The following is a 23,283-nucleotide window of genomic DNA, read 5'->3' on the forward strand; positions in this document are numbered from 1 at the left end:
GCAGAGCCCCCTCAGCCCGCCTCGGCCAGCGCCCTCAGCCCCCCCGGCGCCCGCCGCGCACAAGCCGGCGGTTGTACTTCGTCGGCGCCATCCCGAACCGCGCCTTGAAGCTCTTGGAGAAATGCGCGACCGACCCAAAGCCGCAGGCCGTCGCCACCTCCAGAAGCTCCATATCCGTCGTCGACAACAGGCTCCGCCCCCGGTCGAGCCGCAGCCCCCGGTAATAATCCCCCGGCGTCTCGCCCAGAACCGAGAGGAACATCCGCTCGATATGCCGGCGCGAATAGCCCGCCGCCTGCGCCAGATCCTCGAGCGTGAGCGGATCCTCGATATGGGCGTTCATCAGCCCGACGATCCGCAACAACCCCGGGTTGCGCGAGCGGATCAACACCGAGAGCGAACTGCGCTGCTCCTGCTCGACCCCCACCATCACCTTGCGCAGACACATCTCCGACACCATCGCCGAAAACTCCGCGCCATGGTCCTCGGCAATGAGCTGGAGCATCATGTCGGTCGAGGCCGCCCCGCCGCCGCAGGTCATCACCCCGCCCGAAATCTCGAATTTCTTCGCCGATGGGCTGAGCTCGGGGTAATCCTCGCAAAAGGCGGGCTGGTTCTCCCAATGCAGCGTGAACTCGCGCCCCCCGATCAGCCCGCCGGCCGCCAGCGCCACCGCCCCGGTGCAGATCCCGCCAACCGCGCCGCCAAAGCGCGCATGACGCTGCAAGAGCGCCACCACCGGCGCCGCCGCCGCGGCCTGCGGCGGGTTGCCCGCACAGACGAAGGCCCGCGTATCGCGCCCCAAAGGCGCGAGCGCCCCGTCGACACAGACCGAAATCCCCGAAGACGAGGCCACCGCCGCGCCCCCCTCCGACATCAGACGCCATTGGTAAAGCGGCTGCTGGGAGAGCTGATTGGCGATCCGAAGCGGCTCGACCGCCGAGGAAAACGCCAAAAGCGTGAACCCCGGCACCAGGATGAAGGCATATTTGCGCGTCACCGCCCCCGGCGCCACCGGGAAGAAGGCCGCGCCCATCGGCACGACCGCGGCGGTGGCGGACTCCTCGCTCGACATGGGGGCCCTCAGAGCCGCGGCGCGCGCCGGCGCACCGAAGCCGGCCGCCCGGGCAGCGCAAGCGCCGCATCGCCGCGCGCGCTCTCGGCAATCACCCGCCCCTTCGAGACGACCGCGAGCCGCGCCGGCCGCAGCCGCAGCGCATCGACCGGCGTCGCCGCATCAAGCACCACGAGCGAGGCCAAAGCCCCCTTGCGCAGCCCGTAATCGCCAAGCCCGAGGATCGCCGCATTGGTCTCGGTCACCATGGTGAAACAGCGCGCCATCTCCTCGGGATGGGTCATCTGCGCGACATGCATCCCCATGAAGGCCACATCGAGCATATCGGCCGTGCCGAGGCTGTACCACGGGTCGAGCACGCAATCCTGCCCCCAGCCGACCGCGATCCCCGCCGCCTGCATCTCGCGCACCCGCGTCAGCCCGCGCCGCTTGGGGAAACTGTCGTGCCGGCCCTGCAAGACGATGTTGATCAACGGGTTCGGCACCGCCGCAATCCCCGCCTCGGCGATCAGCGGCAAGAGCTTCGAGACATAATAATTGTCCATCGAATGCATCGAGGTCAGATGCGAGCCGACCACCCGCCCGCCGAGCCCGAGCCGCAGCGTCTCGGCCGCCAGCGTCTCGATATGGCGGCTCATCGGGTCATCGGTCTCGTCGCAATGGATATCGACGCAAAGCCCCCGCGCCGCCGCGATCTCGCACAGATCGCGCAGGCTCTCGGCGCCCGCCGCCATGGTGCGCTCGAAATGCGGGATACCGCCGACCACCCCGACCCCCATATCGAGCGCGCGCAACAGGTTCGCCCGCCCGTTCGGCGCCCGGTACAGCCCGTCTTGCGGAAAGGCCACGAGCTGCAAGTCGATGTAATCCTTGACCTTCTCGCGCACCTCGAGCATCGCGGCGACGGTGTTGAGATGATCGGGCGTGGTGTCGACATGGCTGCGGATCGCCAAAAGCCCCATCGAGGCCGCCCAGTCGCAATAGGCGAGCGCCCGCGCCACCATCTCCTCGACCGTGGCCAGATCGCGCAGCTCGCCCCAAAGCGAGATCCCCTCGAGAAGCGTGCCCGAGGCGTTGACCCGCGGCAGCCCGTAGCTCAGCGTCGCATCGAGGTGGAAATGCGGGTCGACGAAGGGCGGGCTGACGAGATCGCCCGCCGCCTCGATCACCCGGACCGCCTCGGCCTCGATCCGCGGCGCGATCTCGACGATCCGGTCGCCCTGAATGGCGATATCGGCCACCCGCCCATCGGGCAGCGTGCCGCCGCGCACCAGCAGATCGAGCATCATCTTTCCCCCTTGTTGAACGGCACCATCAGCGCCGCCGGCACCTCGGCGCGCCGCGACATGGCGACGAGCGCGAGAATCGAGAGCGCATAGGGCAGCATCAGGAACACCTGATAAGGCACCAAAGCGCCGAGCGCGGTCTGTTGCAACCGGATTTGCAGCGCGTCGAAGGCGGCAAAGAGGATCGCGCCCAGCATCGCCTTGCCCGGCCGCCACGCGCCAAAGACCACCAGCGCGATCGCGATCCAGCCGCGCCCGTTCACCATGTCGAAAAAGAAGCTGTCGAAGGCCGAAAGCGTCAGGAACGCGCCGCCCACCGCCATCAGCCCCGAGCCCACCACCACCGCCCCAAGCCGCAGCCCGGTGACCGAGAGCCCCTGCGCCGCCACCGCCGCCGGCGCCTCGCCCGCCGCGCGCAGCGCAAGCCCCAGGGGCGTGCGGTAGAGCACGAGGCTCACGAGCCCGACGAGCCCGAAGGCGAGATAGGTCAGCGGGGTCTGCGTGAAGAGCGCGGGGCCAAGCAGCGGGATCTGCGACAGCCCCGGCACCGGCCAGGGCGCGAAAGCCACGATCTTCGGCGGCGAGGACACTTCGGGCAGTACCACCCGATAGGTGTAGAAGGTCAGCGAGGTCGCCAAGAGCGTGATGCCGATCCCCACGACATGCTGCGAGAGCCCGAAGGGCACCGAGAGCACACCATGGAGGAGCCCAAACGCCGCGCCCGCCGCAAAGGCCACCGCCACGCCCCCCCAAAGCGGCAGCCCCGCCCAGACCGCGATCCAGCCCGCGAAAGCCCCCGCCACCATGATCCCCTCGATGCCGAGGTTCAAAACCCCCGCGCGCTCGCAGATCAGCTCGCCCATCGTCGCGAAGATGAGCGGCGAGGCGATGCGGATCGCGGCGGCCCAGAAGGCGGCCGAGGCGAGAATGTCGAAGATCTCCATCAGTCCCTCACCACCCGGAATTTCGTCAAGAGGATCGCCAGAACCATGAAGAGAAGCGCCGCGGCGAGCATGATATCGGCGAGATATGTCGGCACGCCTTGCGCGCGGCTCATCGCATCGGCGCCGACGAAGATCGCCGCCACAAAGAGCGCCGCCGCCACCACGCCGAGCGGATGCAACAGCGCCAGCATCGCCACCACGATGCCGCTATAGCCATAGCCCGGGCTCAGATCGAGCGTGAGCGCGCCCTTGAGCCCCGAGACCTCGGAAAAGCCCGCAAGCCCCGCAAGCCCGCCCGACAAAAGCGCGGTTTTCAGCGTCACCGCGGTCACCGGGATCCCGGCAAAACGCGCGGCCTCGCGGTTCGCGCCCACCGCGCGCATCTCGAAGCCGAGCGTGGTGCGCGCGTTGATCACCCAGACCAGCGCCGCCGCGATCAGCGCGAGCACGAACCCCCAATGCAGCCGCAGCCCCTCGACGATCCGCGGCAGCCGCGCCTCGGGCACCAGACGCGCCGATTTCGGCCAGCCCATGCCCATCGGGTCTTTCAGCGGCCCTTCGAGCAAATAGCTGACGAACAACAGGAAAATGAAGTTCAACAGAAGCGTGGTGACAACCTCGTCGACGCCGAGCCGGGTTTTGAGCACCGCCGGCCCGAAGAGCAGCGCCGCCCCCGCCAGCATCGCCACCGCGCAGATCAAGGGCAGCAGAAGCGGCGCGGGCAAGGGCAGAGCGCCGGTGCCGAGCACCGCAGTGACCAGCGCGCCCGCGTAAAGCTGCGCCTCGGCGCCGATGTTCCACAGCTTCGCGCGAAACGCCACCGCCACGGCAAGGCCGGTGAAGATCAGCGGCGTCGCGCGGTTGAGCGTCTCGAGGGCGGCAAATTTCGAGCCGACCGCGCCGGTCACGATCCCGGAAAAGACCGCAAACGGCGCCCCCCCGGCGAGCCGCGCCAGCACCGCCGCGACGACAAAGGCCCCCAGAATCGCCAGCGCCGGCGGCAGGATACGGCGCGCGAGCGAGGGCGCCGCGATCGGCTCAAGCCGCATGATGGGCGCCCCCCGTTTTCCCGGCCGCCGCGGGCGCGAAATGCGCCCCCGCCATCCATTCCCCCAAGGTCGCGACCGAGACCGCGCCGCGCGCAAACGGCGGGCTGAGCCGCCCCTCGGAGATCACATGGATCACATCGGACAATTTCATCACCTCGTCGAGATCCTCCGAGATCAGGAGCACCGCCGCGCCGCCATCGCGCGCCGCCGCGAGGCGGTTGTGCACATAGGTCACCGCGCCGATATCGAGCCCGCGCACCGGCTGGTTGGCGAGGATGATCCGCGGCCCGGTCTCGAGCACGCGCCCGAGGATCAGCTTTTGCATATTGCCCCCCGAGAGCAGCCGGATCCGCGTGCCGGGCCCCGGGCAGCGCACGTCATAGCCCCGGATCAGCGCCTCGGCATGGGCCCGCGCGGCGCGCCAGTCGAGCCAGCCATGGCGGGCGAAATCGCGCGCATAGGTCTCGAGGACGGCGTTCTCGGTCAGGTCGAAATCGGCGATCGTGCCGGTGCGGTGGCGGTCCTCGGGGATCCGGCCGATGCCGCGCGCGATCGCGGCGCGCGGGCTCCAGCGGGAGACCGGCGCGCCGCCGATCTCGAAGCCGCCAAGGCTCGGCGCCACCAGCCCCGAGACGAGATCGGAGAGCGCGCGCTGACCGTTGCCGGAAACGCCCGCAAGGCCGGTGATCTGGCCGGCGTGCAGCGAGAGCGTGACCTCGCGCAGCCCCGGCGCGCGGCCCTCGGGCCGGGTCGAGACCTGCGAGAGGCGCAAGAGCGCCGGCCCCGCCGGGCGCGGCGCGATCTCGCTCTCGGGCAGCGCGCCGCCCACCATCAGCGCCGCGAGCTCGGGCGCCGAGGTCTCGGCCGCGGCCCGCTCGGCCACCATCCGCCCATGGCGCAAGACCACCACCCGGTCGGCGATCGCCATCACCTCATGGAGCTTGTGCGAGATGAACACGACCGAGAGCCCCTGCCCCACCGCCTCGCGCAGCGTCGCAAAAAGCGCGTCGCTTTCTTGCGGCGTGAGCACCGCAGTCGGCTCGTCGAGGATCAGGATCCGCGCGTCGCGGTAAAGCGCCTTGAGTATCTCGACGCGCTGACGCTCGCCCACGCTCAGCCGCCCGACCTTCGCCTCCGGGTCGACCGCGAGATGAAACCGCGCCGCGAGATCGGCGATGCGCGCACGCGCCGCGCGCGCCCCGATCCGCCCGCGCCACAGGCTCTGCGTGCCAAGGACGATGTTTTCCCAGACGGTGAGATTGCCCGCGAGGGTGAAATGCTGATGCACCATCCCCACGCCCGCCGCGAGCGCCGCACGCGGCGCGCCGGGCGGCAGCGCCCGCCCCATCACCTCGACCGAGCCCCGGTCGGCGGTATATTGGCCGAAGAGCACGTTCATCAGCGTGGTCTTGCCCGCGCCATTCTCGCCCAGAAGAGCGAGAACCTCGCCGCGCGCAAGGCTCAGGCTGACGCCATCGAGCGCCTTGAGCGCGCCGAAGCTCTTCGAGATCTCGGACAGGCGCAGCACCACCGGCTGCGCCCCGGCTTCTTGCGCCATGATCAGGAGGATTTCGGCTCGGAATCGTCAATGGCGACGGTGAAGGCGCCCGATTTGATCGCGGCCTCCTGCGCGGCGACCTTGTCGAGCGCGGCTTGCGGGATCTTGCCCTCGAACGTGCCATGGGGCGCGAGCGCGCAGCCCCCGGCCTTCATGAAGGAATATTGCCCGTAATCGGCCGCGGTGAAGGCGCCCGCCTTGACCGCCGCAATCGCCGCGTCGAGCGTCGGCTGGAAGTTCCACAGCGCCGAGGCGACCACCGTTTCGGGGTAATCGGCCTGGGTGTCGATCACATTGCCGATCGCAAGGACACCCTTTTCCTTGGCCGCATCGGAGACCCCAAACCGCTCCGCATAGAGCAGATCGGCGCCCGCCTCGATCATCGCATAAGCGGTTTCCTTGGCCTTCGGCGGGTCGAACCACGAGCCGATGAAGCTCACCTGGAAGGTGGCATCGGGGCGGGTTTCCTTCACGCCCGCCATGAACGCATGCATCAGCCGGTTCACCTCGGGGATCGGGAAGCCGCCGACCATGCCGATATTGCCCGTCTTGGTCATCGCGCCGGCGATGATGCCGCTCAGATAGGAGGCGTCCTGGATGTAATTGTCGAAGACCGAGAGATTGGCCAGCGCCGCATCGGGCGCGAAGGAGGAGCCCATCAGGAACGCCACCTCGGGGTATTCGGCGGCGACCTCGCGCGCCTCCTGCTCGGCGCCGAAAATCTCGCCCACGATCAGCTTGTAGCCGCTCTCGGCATATTCGCGCATCACGCGCGGGTAATCGGTATTGGCGGTGTTTTCCGAATAGGTGTAGTCGATCTCGCCGCGCTCCTTGGCCGCCATCGCCGCGACATGGATGCGCGAAACCCATTGCTGCTCGACCGGGACGGTATAGATCCCCGCGACCTTGAGCACCTCGCCCTCGGCCCGCGCACGCCCCGCGCCGAGGCCGGTCAGCGCCGCCACCGCGAGCGAGCTTTGCAGGAATGCGCGCCGCGAGGGCGCAAACGAGCGGGTCAGATCAGCAGCCATGGGGTCCTCCTCAGGGGATGTAAAGCGACCGGGGTCGGGATTCGACCGAATGGAAAAACTTTCGCCCCCCTCCGGTCAAGGCCCGCGCCGCAAGGCCCGACCGGGGCCGGAGCCGCGCGCAAACTCTCCACCCAGATCGCCGCTTTTGCAAGCACCATGGCGCGTATTTGGGCACAAACCCGCGCGACCCGGCGTCGCGGGGCTCAGTCGAGCCGCTCGATCGCCATCGCCGTGGCCTCGCCGCCGCCGATGCACAGGCTCGCCACCCCGCGCCGCAAGCCCCGATCGGCGAGCGCGCCCAGAAGCGTCACCAGCACCCGCGCCCCCGAGGCGCCGATCGGATGGCCAAGCGCACAGGCCCCGCCATTGACATTGACGCGGGCCGGATCAAGCCCGAGCGCGCGCGTGGCCGCCATCGCAACAACCGCGAAAGCCTCATTGATTTCAAAGAGATCCACGTCGTTCTTCGACCAGCCGACGCGCGCCAGAAGCCGCTCCATCGCGCCGATCGGTGCGGTCGGGAATCGCGCCGGCGCATCGGCGAAACTCGCATGCCCCACGATCCGCGCAAGCGGCCTGAGCCCCCGCGCCTCGGCCTCGGAAGCGCGCATCAAGATCAGCGCCGCCGCCCCGTCCGAGATCGAGGAGCTGTTCGCCGCCGTCACCGTGCCCCCCGCCCGGAAGGCGGGCTTGAGCTGCGGGATCTTCTCGGGCCGCGCGAGCCCGGGCTGCTCGTCGATCGCCACCTCGACCGCGCCCGCCCGCCCCGAAACCGCCACCGGCGCGATCTCGGCCCGAAACCGCCCCTCGGCGATCGCGGCCTGCGCGCGCGCCAGAGACTGCAGCGCAAACGCATCCTGATCCTCGCGCGAAAAGCCGAATTCCTCGGCGCAATCCTCGGCGAAGGTGCCCATCAGGCGGCCCTTGTCATAGGCGTCCTCGAGCCCATCGAGGAACATGTGATCGAGCACCGCCCCATGCCCCATCCGCAGCCCGGCCCGCGCTTTCGGCAAAAGATAGGGCGCGTTCGACATGCTCTCCATGCCCCCCGCGACCACCACCCGCGCCGAACCCGCCGCGATCAGATCGGCGCCGAACATCGCCGCCTTCATCCCCGAGCCGCACATCTTGTTGACGGTCGTCGCCCCCGCCCCAAGCGGTAGCCCCGCCCCGAGCGCGGCCTGCCGCGCCGGCGCCTGGCCCTGGCCCGCGGGCAGAACGCAGCCCATCACCACCTCCTCGACCGCCTCGGCCGCGAGCCCCGCCCCCATCGGCCCCGCGCCAAGCGCGCCATGGATCGCCACCGCGCCAAGCTCGGCCGCCGCAAGCGCCCCGAGCGCGCCCTGAAAGCCCCCCATCGGCGTGCGCGCCGCCCCCACGATCACCACCGGATCCATCTCGCCCCCGCTCATTTCGGCGCCATCCGAAGCGCCCCGTCGAGCCGGATCACTTCGCCGTTAAGCATCTGATTTTCCATGATATGCCGCACGAGCGCCGCATATTCCGCCGCCCGCCCGAGCCGCGAGGGGAAGGGCACCGAGGCGCCAAGCGAGGCCTGCACCTCCGCCGGCAGCCCGGCCATCATCGGCGTCTCGAAAATCCCCGGCGCGATGGTCATCACCCGGATCCCCGAGCGCGCAAGCTCGCGCGCGGCGGGCAGCGTCAGCGCCGCCACCCCGCCCTTCGAGGCCGCATAGGCCGCCTGGCCGATCTGGCCATCGAACGCCGCGATCGAGGCGGTGTTGATGATCACCCCGCGCTCGCCGCCCGGGCCCGGCGCATTCCCCGCCATCTGCGCCGCAGCAAGGCGCAACATGTTGAAAGTGCCCGTCAAATTCACCGCGATCGCGCGCGCGAACCGCTCGAGATCATGCGGCCCCTCGCGCCCCACGATCTTCTCGCCCGGCGCGATCCCGGCGCAATTGACCAGCCCGTCGAGCCGCCCGAAGGCCTCCACCGCCGCCGCAATCGCCGCCGCGCCCTCGGTCGCGCTCGTCACATCGGTGCGCTGAAACCGCGCCGCCCCGCCGAGCTCGGCCGCCATCGCCGCCCCCGCCTCGGCGTTCACATCGATCAGGAGCGCGCGCCCGCCGCCCTCGACCACCATCCGCGCCACCGCCGCGCCGAGCCCCGAGCCCGCGCCGGTGATCGCGATCACGCTTTCGCTGATCTGCATCGCATCCTCCCTCAGGCCGCCCTCCCCGGCGGCGGCGTCAGATTGCACCGCAATTGACTTGCAAACAATGACATCCCGGCTCCAATATCGTGAGCGAGACTGTCACCCCGGAGACAAGATGCTCCCCCGCCGCACCATCGCCCCCGGTTTTGTCGAGGATGCGCTCGCCGCGCTGATCGCGGCCGGCGGCGCGCCCGAGGCCGTGCTCGGCCCGCTCGGCCTCACCGCCCCGGTGAGCCATCCGATCTCGCATGAGCTTTACGGGCGGCTCTGGCGGCGGATCGCGCGGGCGATCGGCTGCGAATTCTTCGGCCTTGGCGCGCGCCCGATGCGGCCGGGGGCCTTTGCGCTGATGGCGCAGGCCGCGCTCCATGCGCCAAGCCTCGAGGCCGCGCTGCGCCGGATGCTCGAATTCCTGACCATCGTGCTCGATGCGCCCGCCGGGCGGCTCACCCAGGCCGAGGGCCGCGCGACGATCACCCTGAGCGGCCCCGCGCCGCGCAGCGCCTTCGCCGACCGGACCTATTGGCTGATCGTGATGGGGCTGGCGTGCTGGCTCACGGGGCGGCGGATCGCGCTCGCGCAGGTCGATTTCGCCTGCGCCGCGCCCCCCGACCGGGGCGATTACCGGCAGTTTTTCGGCGCGCCGGTGCGGTTTGAGGCGGAGGTCAGCGCGCTGGGCTTCGATGCGCGCTATCTCGCCCTCGCGCCGATCCGCTCGGAAGCCGCGCTTGGCGCCTTTCTGCGCGAGGCGCCGGGGAATTTATTGGTGCGCTACCGCCATGATCAGGGGATCTCCGGCCAGATCCGTGCGCGCCTGCGCAGCCTGCCCGCCGCGCGCTGGCCCAGCCACGAGACCGCCGCGCGCGATCTTGGCCTCTCGCCCGCGACGCTGCGCCGGCGGCTCGCGGCGGAGGGGCAGAGCTTCGCCGCGATCCGCGACGAGCTGCGCGCGCGCCGCGCCGAGGAGATGCTGCGCGACGGCGCGCTGGGGATCGCGCAGATCGCGGCCGAGCTCGGCTATAGCGAGCCGAGCGCCTTTCACCGCGCCTTTCGCGGCTGGCGCGGCACCAGCCCGGCGGCCTTCCGCGCCGCTCAGGCGCAGCAACACCCCGCCCCGCAGGAGCCCCCGAGCGCCGCCGTATCGCCATAGGTCGGAAAGCCCTTCGCCACCCAGCGCGCAAGCCCCGGGTTCATCGCCGCGACCCGCTCAAAGCCTTGATAAAGCAGGAAATACCCAGCCTTCTTCGCGCCCTCCGGGGTCTCGGCCACGGCGATGATCTGGCGGCCCTGCGGCAGCTCGCCCAGCCGCTCCTCCAGCGCCTCGAGCGGGATCGCGATCACCTTGCAGCCCGCAAACCCCACCCGCGCGACATCCGCCGCCGCGCGCAGATCGAGGAGCACCGCGCCATCGCCAAGCGCCTTGCGGCTCGAGGTCGGGCACATCTCACGAAGCTCCGGCAGTTCCTTGAAATCGTTCATATTTTCCCCCTCACGCCAGCCAGCCCCGGACCATCTCCGCCGCCGGCACCGAGCCCTTGTGCACCACCTTGCCGTCGATCACGACCGCCGGCGTCGACATCACCCCATAGCCCACGATCGCGCGCATCTCCTCGACCTTCTCGAGCGCGATCTCCGCCCCCGTCTCGGCGGCGATCTTCTCGATCAGATCGACCGTCGCGCGGCATTTCGCACAGCCTGTCCCGAGCACCTTGATATCCATGATTTATCCTTTCAGAACAGTATGTTGAAGAGATATCCAACGGCCAGAATCCCGGCCCCCACGACGCCGATGAAGACCGCGATCAGCCGCAGGCTGAGCACCTGACGCAGGATGATCATCTCGGGCAGGCTCAGCGCGATCACGCTCATCATGAAGGCCAGAACCGTGCCGAGCGCCGCGCCCTTGCCCAGGAGCGCCTCGACGATCGGGATCACCCCCGCGGCATTCGTGTACATCGGGATCCCGAGCGCGACCGCCGCCGGCACGCTCCACCACGCCTCGGCGCCCATGATCCGCACCATCAGCCCCTCGGGCACATAGCCGTGGATCAGCGCGCCCATCGCGATGCCGAGGATCACCCAGATCCAGACGCGGCCGAAGATCTCGCCAAGTGCCGTGAGCCCGGCGCGGTAGCGCGCCACGAGCGGCATCGCCGCGACCTCGGCCTCGGCGGGCGCGGTGGCGAGGAGATCGCGCACCCAGGGCTGCAACCAGCCCTCGAGCCCGAGCCGCCCGATCACCCAGCCCGCGACCATCGCAAGCCCGAGCCCGAAGCCGAAATAGACCGCCGCCACCTGCCAGCCGACGAGGCCAAAGAGCAGCACCAGCGCCACCTCATTGACCATCGGCGCCGCGATCAGGAAGGAGAAGGTCACGCCCAGCGGCACCCCGGCCGAGACGAGCCCGATGAAGAGCGGCACCGCCGAGCAGGAGCAAAACGGCGTCACCACGCCCAACAGCGCGGCAAGGACATTGCCCACCCCCGCGCGCCGCCCCGCCAGCAGCGCGCGCGTGCGCTCGGGCGCGAAGAAGCTGCGCAGCACGCCCATCGCAAAGACGATGAGCCCAAGCAGCATCAGAACCTTCGGCACGTCATAGAAGAAGAAGGCGAGCGCCGAACCGGCGGGGCTTGCCGGGTCGAGCGGCGTCAGGCGGACGAGCGCGGCCGAAAGCGCGGGGAGCTCGCGATAGAGCGCGACCCAGCCCACAAGGCCGGCCGCGAGCGCGAGGCTCCACAGCCAGGGGTTTTCGCGGGGTGGATTTTCATGGGAAATCAAGCTCATGCGAGGGCCTCCTCATGGTTCGCCGCCGCCAGAACCGCCTCGAGGATCGCGCGCGCGGGCAGCGCGAGATCGGGGTTCAGCCGGTAGCGCACCCATTGCGCATCGCGCCGGTCGATGACGAGGCCGGCGGCCTTGAGCACCTGCATGTGGCGCGACATCCGGCTTTGCGTGGCCCCGAGCCGCGCCATCAGCTCGCACACGCAATGCTCGCCGCCATCGGCCAGAAGCCGCAGCGCGCCGAGGCGGGTCGGTTCGGCAAGGGCGGTGAGCAGATCAAGCGGCAAGGTGCGGCCTCGCGCATATGCGGTCAGGCGCATGTTCTGCCCGGGCGCGAGTCGGTGCAAGCGCGCCCTGCCCCCCGTGACCACGCGCCGCAGCCCTGTCGAAAAGCCGTTACAAAACCTTCATTGGCCGGCGCGCCGAATTTTGAGTATTCCAGAATCATGGAACTCAATGACGCCATAAAACCCCTCGCCGCGCTGGCCCATCCGGGCCGGCTTGCGCTCTTTCGGATGCTCTTGCGCCTCGCGCCGCAGGGCGGGCGCCCGCGCGAGATGGCGCTGGCGATGGGGCTGCCGCACAACACGCTCTCGCATCATCTGGCCGATCTCGAGGCCGCCGGGCTGATCTCCCATGCCCGGGTCGGGCGCGGCCGGCTCTACCGGGTCGAGCCCGCGCGGGTGGCCGAGCTCTTTGACTATCTCAGCCTCGATTGCGCGCGCGGGCGCGCGGGCCTCGCCCCCGCCGCGCCGCCCGCGCGCGCGCCGCGGGTGGTCTATTTCCTCTGCTCGGGCAATTCGGCGCGCTCGATCTTGGCCGAGGCGCTGATGGCGGCGCGGGCGCCGGGGATGGCGGCCTATTCGGCGGGCACGCGGCCGGCGCGCGCGGTGCATCCGCTGGCGCTGGCCGAGCTCGCCGCGCGGGGCCTTGCGGCCCCCGGCCACCGCCCGCAAGGCCTCACCGCGCTCGCCAAGGCGCCGCCCCCCGATCTCGTGCTCACGCTCTGCGATCAGGCCGCTTTCGAGGAGTGCCCGCAATGGCCCGGCGCGCCGCTGGCCGCGCATTGGGGCCTGCCCGACCCCGTGCGCGCGGCCAGCCCGGAGGCCTTTTCGCAAGCCTTTTCAACGCTCAACGCGCGGATCACCGCGCTTTCCACCCTCCCCCCCGATCTCGACCGCGCGGGCCTTCAGGCCGCGCTCGACCGGATCGGCCTTGACCAGATGGAGTGCTGACATGACCCGCATCGCGCTGAACGGCCTTGGCCGGATGGGCAAACTCGCCCTGCGCCGCCTCTTCAACCTCGGCCTCGGCGGCCATATCGTGCTGATCAACGAACCCGCGGGCACGCCCGAACAGCTCGCGCTCCTGATGGAATTCGACAGCGCGCAGGGCCGCTGGCAGAGCGTCGGCCATGGCCCCGGCGCGCTCACCCTCGGCGGGCGCGAGATCGCGCTGACCCAGGCCCGCACGATCGAGGATCTGCCGCTCGCCGCGATGGGGGTCGATCTGGTGATCGACTGCACCGGCGTCTTCAAGACGCCCGAGAAGATCGCCCCCTATTTCGCGGCGGGCGTCGCGCGGGTCGTCGTCTCGGCGCCGGTCAAGGGCGAGGGCGTCGCCAATCTCGTCTATGGCGTGAACCACGCCAGCTATGACCCCGACCGCCACCCGATCGTGACCGCGGCGAGCTGCACGACGAACTGCCTCGCGCCGATGGTCAAGGTGGTGCTCGAGAGCTTCGGGATCCGTCATGCCTCCTTCACCACGATCCATGACGTGACCAACACCCAGACGATCATCGACCGCCCCGCCAAGGACATGCGCCGCGCGCGCTCGGCCTTGATGAACCTGATCCCGACGACGACGGGCTCGGCCAGCGCGATCACCCAGATCTTCCCCGAGCTCACCGGGCGGATCGCGGGCCATGCGGTGCGGGTGCCGCTCGTGAATGCCTCGCTCACCGATGCGACCTTCGAGCTGGCGCGCGAGACCACGGTGGCGGAGGCGAATGCCGCGCTCAAGGCCGCGGCCGAGGGGCCGCTCGCGGGGATCCTGGGCTATGAGACGCGCCCGCTGGTCTCCTGCGATTATCTGGGCGATGCGCGCTCGGGCGTGATCGACGCGGGCGCGACGCTCGTCACCGCGGGCACCCAGCTCAAGCTCTACGCCTGGTATGACAATGAATGGGGCTATGCCTGCCGGCTCGTCGATGTGGCGCGGCTGGTCGGGGGGCTCGCGTGAGCGGGCCGTTGCGCGCCTATGGGGCGGTGACGGCGGCTTATTGGGGCTTCATGCTGACCGATGGCGCGCTCCGGATGCTGGTTTTGTTGCATTTCAACGGCTTGGGCTTCTCGGCGCTGACGCTCGCGTGGCTCTTTCTGCTCTATGAAATCGCCGGGGTGGTGACCAATCTCGCCGCGGGCTGGATCGCGGCGCGCTTTGGGCTCGCGAGCACGCTTTACGGCGGGCTCGCGCTCCAGATCCTCGCGCTCGGCGCGCTGGCGCAGCTCGATCCGGCCTGGGGGGTGGGCGCCTCGGTCGTCTTCGTGATGGTCGTGCAGGGGCTCTCGGGCGTGGCCAAGGATCTCGCCAAGATGTCGGCGAAATCGGCGGTGAAGCTCCTGGCGCCGGCGGCCGAGGGGGCGCTCTTCCGGCTCGTCGCGGCGCTCACCGGCTCGAAGAACGCGGTCAAGGGGCTCGGGTTTTTCCTCGGCGCGGCGCTGCTCGGGCTGATCGGCTTCCGGCCCGCGCTCTGGGTCATGGCGGCGGGGCTGGCGCTCATTCTCGGCGCGATCGTGGCGTTTTTGCCGCCCGGGCTGCCGGCGGGCAAGAAGGGGGCGAAGGTCTCCGCCATTTTCTCGCGCGATGCGCGGGTGAACGGGCTGTCGCTGGCGCGGTTCTTTCTGTTCGGGGCGCGCGATACCTGGTTCGTGGTCGGTATCCCGATCTATTTCAGCGCGCTGTTTGACGATGGCACGCCGGAGGGCGGGCGCGCGGCCTTCTTCCTCGTCGGCGGGTTCATGGCGCTGTGGATCATCGGCTATGGCGCGGTGCAGGCCTTCGCGCCGCGCCTCCTTGGCGCCGCGCGCCGCTCGGAGGCCGATCTCGAGGGCGCCGCGCGGCACTGGGCGGGCGCGCTCGTGCCGATCCCTCTGGCGCTCGCGCTCGCGGTGGCGCTCGCCCCCGCCCCGGCGCCCTGGCTCACCGCCACGCTCATTGCGGGGCTCTTGCTCTTCGGCGCGGTCTTCGCGGTCAATTCCTCGCTCCACAGCTATCTGATCCTCGCTTTCGCGGGGGCCGAGCGGGTGAGCCTCGATGTGGGGTTTTACTACATGGCCAATGCCGCGGGGCGGCTTGCGGGCACGGCGCTCTCGGGGCTGAGCTATCAGCTCGGCGGCCTGCCGGCTTGCCTCGCCACGGCGGGGGCGATGGCGGCGGCGAGCTGGCTCGCCGCGCGCCGGCTGGGGCGGATCCCCCGCCCCGAGGGGGCTCAGTAGAACACGAAGCTGCGCATCGAGACCGAGGCGATATCGATCGAGTCATTCATGAAGAGAAGCTCGTCGCCCGCCTCGGCCGCCCCCGCCACGGTGAGCGCCGGCAGATAGTGATCGGGCGTCGGATGGGCGAGATCAAAGAGCGCTCCCATCCCGCGCCGGTCGGCCAAGGCCTTGAAATCACGCGCCTCGAGCCGCTCGGCAAAGCCCTGATCGAACTCGATCGCCCAATCCCAGGGGCTCCCCGCCCGCATCCGGCGCAGGTTGTGCACGACATTGCCCGAGCCGAGGATCAAGATCCCCCGCCGACGCAGATCCTTGATCGCGGCGCCGATCTCGAGCTGCCAGTCGAGATCGCGCGACATGTCGATCGAGAGCTGGAAGACCGGCACATCGGCCTCGGGGAAGAGCCATTTCAGCACCGACCAGGCGCCGTGATCGAGGCCCCAGCGGTCATCGCCCTCGGCATGGTGCGAGGCGAGGATCGTCTCGACCTCGCGGGCGATGTCGGGCGCGCCCGGGGCGGGGTATTGCTGCTCGTAAAGCGCCTCGGGGAAGCCGTAGAAATCATGGATCGTGCGCGGCAGGCGCGAGACATCGACGAGCGTGGTGCCGCGGCTCATCCAATGCGCCGAGACGACGAGGATCGCCTGCGGGCGCGGCAGCGCGCGGCCGAGCGCGGCCCAATTGCGGGCGTAATCGGTCTCGACGATGGCGTTCATCGGGCTGCCATGGCCGAGGAAGACGAGCGGCATCCGCTCGGTGGTCTTGAAGCGGTCGCGCAGGCTTTGCAGGGCGGAAGCGAGGCTCATGATCGTTCCTTTCAGACGGGCGACGAGGCGCCCAAAGAGGGGACCCGGTGCGGCACGCTGGCCGCGGGGCATGGGAGAGATATGGCCCAGCCCGTTTCAGAATGAAACAGCGCTACTCGCGAATGACTTTCCCCGATTTGTTCGCAATCACGCCTCGACCAGCCGCGCCTCGATCAGCTTGACCATCACCCACAGCGCGTTGTTGGCCGGCGCCGGGAGCCCCAAGGCGGCCGCGCGGCGCACGATCTCGCCGTTGAGATAATCGATCTCGCTCGGGCGCCCGCGCATAAGGTCCTGCGCGGTCGAGGAAAACTGCCCCTCCATCTGCACCGCGACCGCGTGGATCACCTCCCAGAGCGTCTCGGGCAGAACGATCCCCTCGGCGGCCGCCACCGCCACGCATTCGCCCATCACATCGCGCATCAACTGCTCGACCCCGGGCTGCGGCCAGATCCGCCCATAGGGCAGCCGCGCCACCGCCGAGATCGCGTTGAAGGCGCAGTTGACGGTGAATTTCGTCCACATGACCACCGCCGCCTCGGCCGAGACCTCGACCGCGACCCCCGCCGCCGCGAGCCGCGCCGCCGCCGCCTCGGCGCCCGGCGCCTGCGCCAGGATCAGCTCGCCCCGGCCGTTGTGGCGCATATGCCCCGGCCCCGCCATTTCCGCCGCCACATAGACCACCACCGGCACCACCGGCCGCCCGAGCACCGCCGAAAGCCGCTCGGCATTGCTGACCCCGTTTTGCAAGCTCAGCACGACCGCGCCGGGCGCCAGATGCGGCGCGATCGCGCGCCCCGCCGCCTCGGTATCGCCCGATTTGACCGCGAAGAGCACCAGATCCGCCCCCGCCACCGCGCCCGGGTCCAGGCTCGCCTCAAGCGCGACCGCGTGCGTCTCACCGCCCGTCTCGAAGATCAGCCCGCGCGCCGCCACCGCCTCGACCAGCGCCGGCCGCCCGATCAGCGTGACCGCCTCGCCCGCCTGCGCAAGTTTCGCCCCGTAATAGCAGCCGACCGCCCCCGCGCCCATCACCGCAACCTTGCCCGCCATCGCGCCCTCCTGTGTCTGGGCGGAAATCTAGCCGCCCCGCCCCGCCCCCGCCAGCCCGGCGCCGCGACAAAACGCCCGGGCCGAAAATTGTGAAGGGCATTCTTGACTATTTCAGTTGAAGCGCCGCGCGAAAGGGTGCAGTTTGCCCGCAATTTCCGAGCGCTTTACTCGGAAACCGCAAGCGAGGATGCCATGCGAACCGACCAAACTGCGCCCCAAACCTGTGCCCTGAGCCTCGCCGAGGCGCGCAAGGGCTTTCGCGGGCGGCTGGTGAGCCTTCTGCCGCTCAAGGCGATGGGCCGGCTCGACCCGGAGGAACTCGAGCGGCGGCTGATCGAGCTCGGCTTCATCGAGGGCGTCGAGCTCGAGGTGCTCCATGAGGCGCCCTTTGGCGGCGACCCGATCGCGGTGCGGGTGGGCTCGGCCACGGTGGCCCTGCGCCGCCGCGATGCCATGGCAATTCTGGCGGAATAACAATGGCTTCCAAGGATGCGGCGGCGGAGCTCCAGATCGCTCTGGTGGGGGCGCCGAACTGCGGCAAGACCTCGCTGTTCAACGCGCTGACCGGCGCGAACCAGCGGGTGGGCAATTATTCGGGCGTCACGGTCGAGCGCAAGATCGGCCGCACCCGCACGCCGGCGGGCTTTGCGCTCGCGGTGATCGACCTGCCCGGCACCCATAGCCTGCGCGCGCGCTCGCCCGATGAGGCGGTCACCCGCGAGGTGGTGCTCGGCCAGCGCGCCGATACCGCCCCGCCCGATCTGATCGTGATGGTGGCCGATGCGACCAACCTGCGCGGCGCGCTGCGCCTCGTGCAGGAGCTCAAAGCGACCGGCCGGCCGATCCTTTTCGTGCTCAACATGATCGACATCGCCCGCCACCGCGGCATCCGGATCGACGAGGCGCGGCTTGCGGCCGAGCTCGGCCTGCCGGTCGTGGCCTCGACGGCGGTGCGCCGGGGCGGGATGGAGGCGCTCTGGACGCGGCTCGACGAGATGATCGGCGCGGGGCTGCCGGCGCCGCGCCCGGGCGCCTGGGCCGAGCCGAGCGCGACGAGCTTGCGCGCGTTGCAGCGCGAGGCCGACCGGGTGCTCGCCGCCGCCGTCACCGCGCCGCCGCGCCCGCGCACCCTGACCGGGCGGGTCGATGGCTGGCTCCTGCACCCGGTCTTCGGGCCGATCTTCCTGCTCGCGCTGCTCTTTGCGATGTTCCAGGCGGTCTTTGCCGGCGCCGCGCCCGCGATGGAGCTGATCGACGCGGGCTTTGGCCTCGCGGGGGAGCTCGTCACGCGGGTCGTGCCCGACGGGCTGTTGCGCTCCTTCCTCGTCGACGGGATCATCGGCGGCGTCGGCTCGGTGATCATCTTCCTGCCGCAGATCCTGATCCTGTTCCTGTTCATCCTGCTCCTCGAAGACCTCGGCTACATGGCGCGCGCGGCCTTCCTGATGGACCGGATCATGGGCGCGGCGGGGCTGCACGGGCGCGCCTTCATCCCGCTTCTGTCGAGCTTTGCCTGCGCGATCCCGGGGATCATGGCGGCGCGGGTGATCGGCGACCGGCGCGACCGGCTCACCACGATCCTGATCGCGCCGCTGATGACCTGTTCGGCGCGGATCCCGGTCTATACGCTGATCATCTCGGCCTTCGTGCCGCAAAAGACGGTGCTCGGCGGGCTCGGGCTGCAAGGCCTTGTGATGTTTGGCCTTTACGCCGCGGGGATCATCAGCGCGCTCGGCGTCTCGCTCGCCGCGCGGCTCTTGTTCCGGCGCCACGAGGCCGCAGCGCCGCTGATGCTCGACCTGCCCGATTACAAGCTGCCGCGGCTGAAGGGGGTGGCGCTCGGGCTGTGGCAACGCGCCTGGGCCTTCCTGCGCCGCGCGGGCACGACGATTTTCCTCGCGATGGTGGTGATCTGGCTGCTCGCGACCTTCCCGCTGCCGCCCGAGGGCCATACCGGCCCCGCGATCGAGACGAGCTTTGCCGCGCAGATCGGCCATCTCGCCGCGCCGCTCCTCGCGCCGATCGGCTTCAACTGGCAGATCGCGGTGGCGCTGGTGCCGGGCATGGCCGCGCGCGAGATCGCGGTGGCGGCGCTGGCCACGGTCTACGCGGTCGCGGGCACCGAAGCCTCGGTCGCGATGGCGCTCTCGTCACAGTGGAGCCTCGCCACCGCGCTCGCCTTCCTCGCCTGGTATGTCTTCGCGCCGCAATGCATCTCGACGCTCGCGGTGATCAAACGCGAGACCGGCGGGGCGCGCTGGATGTGGGTGGCGCTTGGCTACATGTTCGCGCTGGCCTATCTCGCGGCCTTCCTCACCTATCACATCGCGCGCGCCTTCGGGGCATGAGCCCTCAGGAGGCGTAGCGGTATTCGGGCTCCGCCCGGCCGCCGCCCTCGGTGGTGAAGACCGAGGTCTCGCGCACCAGATCCTGCGTCTGATCGCGCAGCGTGGTCACCGCGGCCGAGGTCTCCTCGAACATCGCGGCGTTTTGCTGGGTGACCTGATCGAGATGGTTCATCGCGGTGTTGATCTCGGCCAGCCCCACCGATTGCTCGGATGCGGAATTGGCGATCTCATGCACGAGATCGGCCACCGTGCGCACCAGCGTGTCGATCTCGGAAAGCTCGCGCCCGGAGCGATCGACGAGCGACACCCCGTCGCGCACCTGTTTCTCCGAGGTCGCGATCAGCTCGGCGATCTCGCGCGCAGCCTCCGACGAGCGCTGCGCAAGCGCGCGCACCTCCGAGGCGACCACCGCAAAGCCGCGCCCGGTCTCGCCGGCCCGCGCCGCCTCGACGCCGGCGTTGAGCGCGAGCAGATTGGTCTGGAAGGCGATATCATCGATCACCGAGGTGATCTTCGAGATCTGCCCCGAGCTCGCCGCGATCGCATTCATCGCCGTGATCGCCTGATCGACGACCTGCCGCCCGGCGCTCGAGCGCTCGCGCGCCTGCGACACCGCGCCGGCCGCCTCGCGCGCCCCCGCGGTCGCCGAGGCCACCGAGGAGGTCAGCTCATTGAGCGCGGCCGCGGTTTCCTCGAGCGAGGCCGCCTGCGTCTCGGTGCGCCGGCCCAGCTCGAGCGAGGTCTGCTGGATCGTCGAGACCTCGCCCTGAATCGCATCGGCCGCGCCGAGGATCGCGCCGATCAGCCCCGCCATCCGCTCCACCGCGCCGTTGTAATCGCCCCGCAGCGTCTCGAGCTCGCCCGGCATCTTCTGGCTCAGCCGATGCACGAGATCCCCGCTCGCCAGCTCGCCCACCGCCGCCTGGAATTGCTGCACGGCGCGTTTGCGCGCGGTGATGTCGGTGGCGAATTTCACCACCATGTAGGGCCGCCCGCGCGCGTCGAGGATCGGGTTATAGGTCGCCTGGATCCAGATTTCGCCGCCGGATTTGGTCACCCGGCAATATTCGGCTTCCTGATACTGGCCCGCGGCGAGCTGCTCCCAGAGCCTGGCATAGGCGGGCGTGCCGCGCTCGCCCGGGCGCGCGAAGATCGAATGATGCTTGCCGACCACCTCGGAAAGTTCATAACCGAGCGCCGAGAGAAAATTATCGTTCGCAGTCAGGATCTTGCCGGACAGATCAAATTCGATCACCGCCTGCGCACGATCGAGCGCGGCAAGCTGGCCGCGGGCATCGAGCGCGCGCAGCTTTTGCGCGGTGATGTCGGAGGCGAATTTCACCACGCTCGCGACCGAGCCATCGGGCGCGAAGACCGGGTTGTAGGAGGCCTGGATCCAGACCTCGCGCCCGCCCTTGCCGATCCGCAGGAACTCGCCCGCGCGGAACTTGCCGGCGCGCAGATCGGCCCAGAATTGCTGATAGGCGGGCTGGCCGATCTCATCGGCGGGCATGAACATGCGGTGCATCTGGCCGACGATCTCGGATTTCTCATAGCCGAGCGTCTTGAGAAACGCCTCGTTGGCGTCGAGAACCTTGCCCTCGGGGGTGAATTCGATCACCGCATTCGAGCGGTTGATCGCCTCGGTCCAGCCCTTCGCGCGCAACGCCTCGCGGGTTTTCGCGGTGACATCGGCGGCGAATTTGACCACGCCGGTCACCGCGCCTGCGGCATCGGTCATCGGCACATAGGAGGCCTCGATGAAGACCATCTCGCCATCCTTGCGGCGGCGCGCGAAGGTCGCGGATTGGGTCTTGCCCGCGCGCAGCGCCTCCCAGAAGGCGCGATACTCCGCCCGCTCGGTCTCGCCCGGGCGCAGGAACATCGCATGTTTCTGCCCGACGATCTCCGCCAGATCATAGCCGAGCGCCGCGCAGAAATTCGTATTGGCGTCGAGGATCGTGCCCTGAGGATCGAACCAGATCATCGCCAGCGCGGTGTTGGCGGCGGCGAGCGTGGCGGGATCGCGGGGGGTGATGGCGGCGGAACGGCGATTGAAAAACATGGAGCACCTCGACTTGGATGCCCGCAACCCTGCCCCCAAACCCTTAAACAATGATTTTCGACAAGCCGGATTGCCTAGAATTGTTGCGATTGGTTGACGGATTGCAAAGAGGATTTGCTTCAAATCCACCAAATCACAGGCGCAAACCCGGCGATCGGCGCCGCAGCGCCCCCGTTACCGGGGGTCATATTGAGGGAAATGGCGCACCCAAAGGGATTCGAACCCCTGGCCTCTGCCTTCGGAGGACTATGCCAGCCCATTTGTTCACCTTTCATTTGCCCAAATCTCCTTGTTTTGTTCTGGTTCCGTAGACTTCGAAACAAGTCAAGCTGCACGAGCGTGCAGTTTCACCGTCTCCGCTCCATCGCCTCGACCGCCGTCGCCTGATAGTCTGGGTGGTGGTGGCCGTAGGTTCGCTCGAGGGTTTCCATGCTCACCCCGAAGTACCCGGCGACGTCCCACTTCTGGGCGCCGTTCTGCATCGCCCACGTGATCGCGGTGTGCCGGAGGGTGTGGGGAGTGACGTCCGCCAGCCCAGCCTCGCGGCAGGCGCGCCGCCAGGCGGTCTTGATGTCGCCGATGCGCGCTCCCCCTTCCGAGACCACGTGACGGCTTCCTGCGCCCGCCCAGCGCCGCAGGTGAGCCAAGAGCCGCTGAGGAATGCGTGCTGTCGTCTGGCGCTTCTTTGTCTCGCGCTGCGCGTTGCCGCGCCGATGCATGAGGCCGCGCTCGAGGTCGACCCAGCCGCCCGTTGTGTTGGGATGGTATTGCAGGCCGAGGATGGCTGTCTTGCGGGTGCCGGTGTAGAGGCCGACGAGGATGAACCGAGCCAGATGCTTCGAGTGCGGATTCCGCCAAGCCGCGCGCAGGAGGCGCGCTGCCTCTTTCTCGGTGAGCCATCGATCCTTGGAGGGAGGCCTATCAGGCAGCGCCACACCCGGAACCGACAGAAGGTGCCCTTCCCTGTGGCAGTACTGCAGCGCCGCGCGCAGCACGCCCAGCTCGCGCCGGATCGTGCCGGGCGAGACCGGGAGCCATTCGAGAACTTCCTTCGTCTCGGGATCCCGCTTGCCCGGCTTCACCCGGGTGTTGCCGTAGCGGCGGCAGGTCGCGCCGGTCACCGCAGAAACCTTCAAGCCTCCGAAGAAGCGATCGAGGGGGAGGATCGCGCAGGCGATGCGCACCGGATCAGCGACGTGCGGAGCGTGCTCGGTGCCGTAGATGGACAAGCCGCCCACCGTCATTTCTTCCGCTGCAGCGGGACCAGTTGGCCTTCCGCGCGTGGCGATGTAGTTGGCGAGCGCGATTTCAGCATCTCTGCGACTTCGCGTGCCGGTCGATATGTCGTGGCGGCCGGTATCGCGGATGTACCAGATACCTGTCTTCCGCTGGTGCAGGCGGGCTCCCTTGGCTTTTTGCGGCATGCTTCGATCAACTCCGGGTAAGAGGCCCGCTCGATGCGCAGAGCGCACCCCATTCGGACGAGCAGGCCATGTGTTTCAGCTGCATTCCGAAGGGACATCTTCGGAACACCCAATTCATGCGCGGCTTCGTCCAATGTGGCTAGCGGTCTGTCTTGCATCGCAAACCCGTCCTGGTGGAGTG

The 23,283-nt window shown here is 69.4% G+C and carries 22 protein-coding genes; 6 read left to right on the plus strand and 16 right to left on the minus strand.

The features are described from left to right. Positions 1 to 34 precede the first annotated feature (34 nt). The 8 genes from LPB142_RS09710 to LPB142_RS09745 form a co-directional block, all read right to left on the minus strand. Positions 35 to 1,075, minus strand: coding sequence for a GlxA family transcriptional regulator (locus LPB142_RS09710; protein ID WP_071166251.1), 1,041 nt, complete (start codon positions 1,073 to 1,075; stop codon positions 35 to 37). Positions 1,076 to 1,083: 8 nt separating this feature from the next. Then, the gene (locus LPB142_RS09715) at positions 1,084 to 2,361 is read right to left on the minus strand and encodes an amidohydrolase family protein (protein WP_156894440.1); all 1,278 of its coding nucleotides are present in this window, start codon (positions 2,359 to 2,361) and stop codon (positions 1,084 to 1,086) included. Further along, positions 2,361 to 3,305 carry an ABC transporter permease gene (locus LPB142_RS09720; RefSeq protein WP_068766944.1) on the minus strand — a complete coding sequence of 315 codons (945 nt, stop codon included), beginning with the start codon at positions 3,303 to 3,305 and terminating at the stop codon, positions 2,361 to 2,363. The genes LPB142_RS09715 and LPB142_RS09720 overlap by 1 nt, the downstream gene beginning before the upstream one ends. Then, on the minus strand, positions 3,305 to 4,354 hold the full coding sequence (locus tag LPB142_RS09725; RefSeq protein ID WP_068766945.1) for an ABC transporter permease: 1,050 nt from the start codon (positions 4,352 to 4,354) through the stop codon (positions 3,305 to 3,307). The genes LPB142_RS09720 and LPB142_RS09725 overlap by 1 nt, the downstream gene beginning before the upstream one ends. After that, positions 4,344 to 5,912: an ABC transporter ATP-binding protein gene (locus LPB142_RS09730; protein ID WP_071166253.1), complete on the minus strand. Its 1,569-nt coding sequence runs from the start codon at positions 5,910 to 5,912 to the stop codon at positions 4,344 to 4,346. Before LPB142_RS09730 ends, LPB142_RS09725 begins: the two co-directional genes overlap by 11 nt. 2 nt (positions 5,913 to 5,914) lie before the next feature. Then, entirely contained in the window at positions 5,915 to 6,943 is a 1,029-nt protein-coding gene (locus LPB142_RS09735; RefSeq protein ID WP_083392654.1) for a BMP family protein, read from the minus strand. Positions 6,944 to 7,146: 203 nt separating this feature from the next. Continuing rightward, positions 7,147 to 8,340 (minus strand): acetyl-CoA C-acyltransferase, encoded by a 1,194-nt coding sequence (locus LPB142_RS09740; protein WP_083392764.1) that lies wholly within the window; start codon positions 8,338 to 8,340, stop codon positions 7,147 to 7,149. 11 nt (positions 8,341 to 8,351) lie between these two features. Continuing rightward, a complete protein-coding gene (locus LPB142_RS09745) occupies positions 8,352 to 9,119 on the minus strand; it encodes an SDR family NAD(P)-dependent oxidoreductase (protein ID WP_068767078.1) in 768 nt (255 codons plus the stop codon). Positions 9,120 to 9,237: 118 nt separating this feature from the next. Between LPB142_RS09745 and LPB142_RS09750 the strand changes: the two genes are divergently transcribed. Next, the gene (locus tag LPB142_RS09750; RefSeq protein ID WP_071166255.1) at positions 9,238 to 10,272 is read left to right on the plus strand and encodes an AraC family transcriptional regulator; all 1,035 of its coding nucleotides are present in this window, start codon (positions 9,238 to 9,240) and stop codon (positions 10,270 to 10,272) included. Here LPB142_RS09750 and LPB142_RS09755 read toward each other — a convergent pair. The 4 genes from LPB142_RS09755 to LPB142_RS09770 are packed head-to-tail and all read right to left on the minus strand — an operon-like array spanning position 10,215 to position 12,223. Then, the gene (locus LPB142_RS09755) at positions 10,215 to 10,601 is read right to left on the minus strand and encodes a rhodanese-like domain-containing protein (protein ID WP_071166256.1); all 387 of its coding nucleotides are present in this window, start codon (positions 10,599 to 10,601) and stop codon (positions 10,215 to 10,217) included. The genes LPB142_RS09750 and LPB142_RS09755 overlap by 58 nt on opposite strands. Positions 10,602 to 10,611: 10 nt before the next feature. After that, positions 10,612 to 10,842, minus strand: a complete 231-nt coding sequence (locus LPB142_RS09760; RefSeq protein ID WP_156894357.1) for a thioredoxin family protein — start codon at positions 10,840 to 10,842, stop codon at positions 10,612 to 10,614. A gap of 11 nt (positions 10,843 to 10,853) precedes the next feature. Continuing rightward, positions 10,854 to 11,906: a permease gene (locus LPB142_RS09765; RefSeq protein WP_071166258.1), complete on the minus strand. Its 1,053-nt coding sequence runs from the start codon at positions 11,904 to 11,906 to the stop codon at positions 10,854 to 10,856. After that, positions 11,903 to 12,223, minus strand: a complete 321-nt coding sequence (locus LPB142_RS09770; protein ID WP_071166259.1) for an ArsR/SmtB family transcription factor — start codon at positions 12,221 to 12,223, stop codon at positions 11,903 to 11,905. Before LPB142_RS09770 ends, LPB142_RS09765 begins: the two co-directional genes overlap by 4 nt. Positions 12,224 to 12,349: 126 nt before the next feature. Between LPB142_RS09770 and LPB142_RS09775 the strand changes: the two genes are divergently transcribed. From LPB142_RS09775 to arsJ, 3 genes are read left to right on the plus strand one after another with little or no spacing between them, the layout of a single operon-like run. After that, positions 12,350 to 13,138: an arsenate reductase/protein-tyrosine-phosphatase family protein gene (locus LPB142_RS09775; protein ID WP_068766953.1), complete on the plus strand. Its 789-nt coding sequence runs from the start codon at positions 12,350 to 12,352 to the stop codon at positions 13,136 to 13,138. Position 13,139: 1 nt separating this feature from the next. Then, positions 13,140 to 14,147, plus strand: coding sequence for an ArsJ-associated glyceraldehyde-3-phosphate dehydrogenase (locus tag LPB142_RS09780; RefSeq protein ID WP_071166260.1), 1,008 nt, complete (start codon positions 13,140 to 13,142; stop codon positions 14,145 to 14,147). A gap of 50 nt (positions 14,148 to 14,197) precedes the next feature. Continuing rightward, positions 14,198 to 15,403, plus strand: a complete 1,206-nt coding sequence (gene arsJ, locus LPB142_RS09785) for an organoarsenical effux MFS transporter ArsJ (RefSeq protein WP_232231007.1) — start codon at positions 14,198 to 14,200, stop codon at positions 15,401 to 15,403. Here arsJ and ygiD read toward each other — a convergent pair. After that, a complete protein-coding gene (ygiD, locus tag LPB142_RS09790; protein WP_071166262.1) occupies positions 15,397 to 16,212 on the minus strand; it encodes a 4,5-DOPA-extradiol-dioxygenase in 816 nt (271 codons plus the stop codon). The genes arsJ and ygiD overlap by 7 nt on opposite strands. A gap of 147 nt (positions 16,213 to 16,359) precedes the next feature. Continuing rightward, positions 16,360 to 17,265 (minus strand): ketopantoate reductase family protein, encoded by a 906-nt coding sequence (locus LPB142_RS09795; RefSeq protein ID WP_071166263.1) that lies wholly within the window; start codon positions 17,263 to 17,265, stop codon positions 16,360 to 16,362. 192 nt (positions 17,266 to 17,457) lie between these two features. Here LPB142_RS09795 and LPB142_RS09800 point away from each other — a divergent pair, with 192 nt between their 5' ends. Next, entirely contained in the window at positions 17,458 to 17,739 is a 282-nt protein-coding gene (locus tag LPB142_RS09800; protein WP_068767079.1) for a FeoA family protein, read from the plus strand. Positions 17,740 to 17,741: 2 nt separating this feature from the next. Continuing rightward, positions 17,742 to 19,613 carry a ferrous iron transporter B gene (feoB, locus tag LPB142_RS09805; protein WP_071166264.1) on the plus strand — a complete coding sequence of 624 codons (1,872 nt, stop codon included), beginning with the start codon at positions 17,742 to 17,744 and terminating at the stop codon, positions 19,611 to 19,613. Between the two features lie 4 nt (positions 19,614 to 19,617). Here the strand turns inward: feoB and LPB142_RS09810 are convergent, their stop codons facing one another. Both LPB142_RS09810 and LPB142_RS09815 read right to left on the minus strand, forming a co-directional pair. Continuing rightward, entirely contained in the window at positions 19,618 to 21,678 is a 2,061-nt protein-coding gene (locus tag LPB142_RS09810; protein WP_071166265.1) for a methyl-accepting chemotaxis protein, read from the minus strand. Between the two features lie 347 nt (positions 21,679 to 22,025). Then, a complete protein-coding gene (locus LPB142_RS09815) occupies positions 22,026 to 23,102 on the minus strand; it encodes a site-specific integrase (protein ID WP_068766960.1) in 1,077 nt (358 codons plus the stop codon). Between the last annotated feature and the right edge of the window lie 181 nt (positions 23,103 to 23,283).

Source organism: Rhodobacter xanthinilyticus (assembly GCF_001856665.1).
Classification (GTDB): domain Bacteria; phylum Pseudomonadota; class Alphaproteobacteria; order Rhodobacterales; family Rhodobacteraceae; genus Rhodobacter; species Rhodobacter xanthinilyticus.

Bases quoted from the DNA above. Each gene is read 5' to 3' on its own strand.
- LPB142_RS09740 (WP_083392764.1), bottom strand. From the start codon at position 8,340: ATGGATCCGGTGGTGATCGTGGGGGCGGCGCGCACGCCGATGGGGGGC.
- LPB142_RS09775 (WP_068766953.1), top strand. From the start codon at position 12,350: ATGGAACTCAATGACGCCATAAAACCCCTCGCCGCGCTGGCCCATCCG.
- ygiD (WP_071166262.1), bottom strand. From the start codon at position 16,212: ATGAGCCTCGCTTCCGCCCTGCAAAGCCTGCGCGACCGCTTCAAGACC.
- LPB142_RS09795 (WP_071166263.1), bottom strand. From the start codon at position 17,265: ATGGCGGGCAAGGTTGCGGTGATGGGCGCGGGGGCGGTCGGCTGCTAT.
- LPB142_RS09755 (WP_071166256.1), bottom strand. From the start codon at position 10,601: ATGAACGATTTCAAGGAACTGCCGGAGCTTCGTGAGATGTGCCCGACC.
- LPB142_RS09730 (WP_071166253.1), bottom strand. From the start codon at position 5,912: ATGGCGCAAGAAGCCGGGGCGCAGCCGGTGGTGCTGCGCCTGTCCGAG.
- LPB142_RS09800 (WP_068767079.1), top strand. From the start codon at position 17,458: ATGCGAACCGACCAAACTGCGCCCCAAACCTGTGCCCTGAGCCTCGCC.
- LPB142_RS09760 (WP_156894357.1), bottom strand. From the start codon at position 10,842: ATGGATATCAAGGTGCTCGGGACAGGCTGTGCGAAATGCCGCGCGACG.
- LPB142_RS09810 (WP_071166265.1), bottom strand. From the start codon at position 21,678: ATGTTTTTCAATCGCCGTTCCGCCGCCATCACCCCCCGCGATCCCGCC.
- LPB142_RS09725 (WP_068766945.1), bottom strand. From the start codon at position 4,354: ATGCGGCTTGAGCCGATCGCGGCGCCCTCGCTCGCGCGCCGTATCCTG.
- LPB142_RS09765 (WP_071166258.1), bottom strand. From the start codon at position 11,906: ATGAGCTTGATTTCCCATGAAAATCCACCCCGCGAAAACCCCTGGCTG.
- LPB142_RS09745 (WP_068767078.1), bottom strand. From the start codon at position 9,119: ATGCAGATCAGCGAAAGCGTGATCGCGATCACCGGCGCGGGCTCGGGG.
- LPB142_RS09720 (WP_068766944.1), bottom strand. From the start codon at position 3,305: ATGGAGATCTTCGACATTCTCGCCTCGGCCGCCTTCTGGGCCGCCGCG.
- LPB142_RS09815 (WP_068766960.1), bottom strand. From the start codon at position 23,102: ATGCCGCAAAAAGCCAAGGGAGCCCGCCTGCACCAGCGGAAGACAGGT.
- LPB142_RS09710 (WP_071166251.1), bottom strand. From the start codon at position 1,075: ATGTCGAGCGAGGAGTCCGCCACCGCCGCGGTCGTGCCGATGGGCGCG.
- LPB142_RS09780 (WP_071166260.1), top strand. From the start codon at position 13,140: ATGACCCGCATCGCGCTGAACGGCCTTGGCCGGATGGGCAAACTCGCC.
- LPB142_RS09715 (WP_156894440.1), bottom strand. From the start codon at position 2,361: ATGCTCGATCTGCTGGTGCGCGGCGGCACGCTGCCCGATGGGCGGGTG.
- LPB142_RS09750 (WP_071166255.1), top strand. From the start codon at position 9,238: ATGCTCCCCCGCCGCACCATCGCCCCCGGTTTTGTCGAGGATGCGCTC.
- LPB142_RS09770 (WP_071166259.1), bottom strand. From the start codon at position 12,223: ATGCGCCTGACCGCATATGCGCGAGGCCGCACCTTGCCGCTTGATCTG.
- feoB (WP_071166264.1), top strand. From the start codon at position 17,742: ATGGCTTCCAAGGATGCGGCGGCGGAGCTCCAGATCGCTCTGGTGGGG.
- LPB142_RS09735 (WP_083392654.1), bottom strand. From the start codon at position 6,943: ATGGCTGCTGATCTGACCCGCTCGTTTGCGCCCTCGCGGCGCGCATTC.
- arsJ (WP_232231007.1), top strand. From the start codon at position 14,198: ATGCTGACCGATGGCGCGCTCCGGATGCTGGTTTTGTTGCATTTCAAC.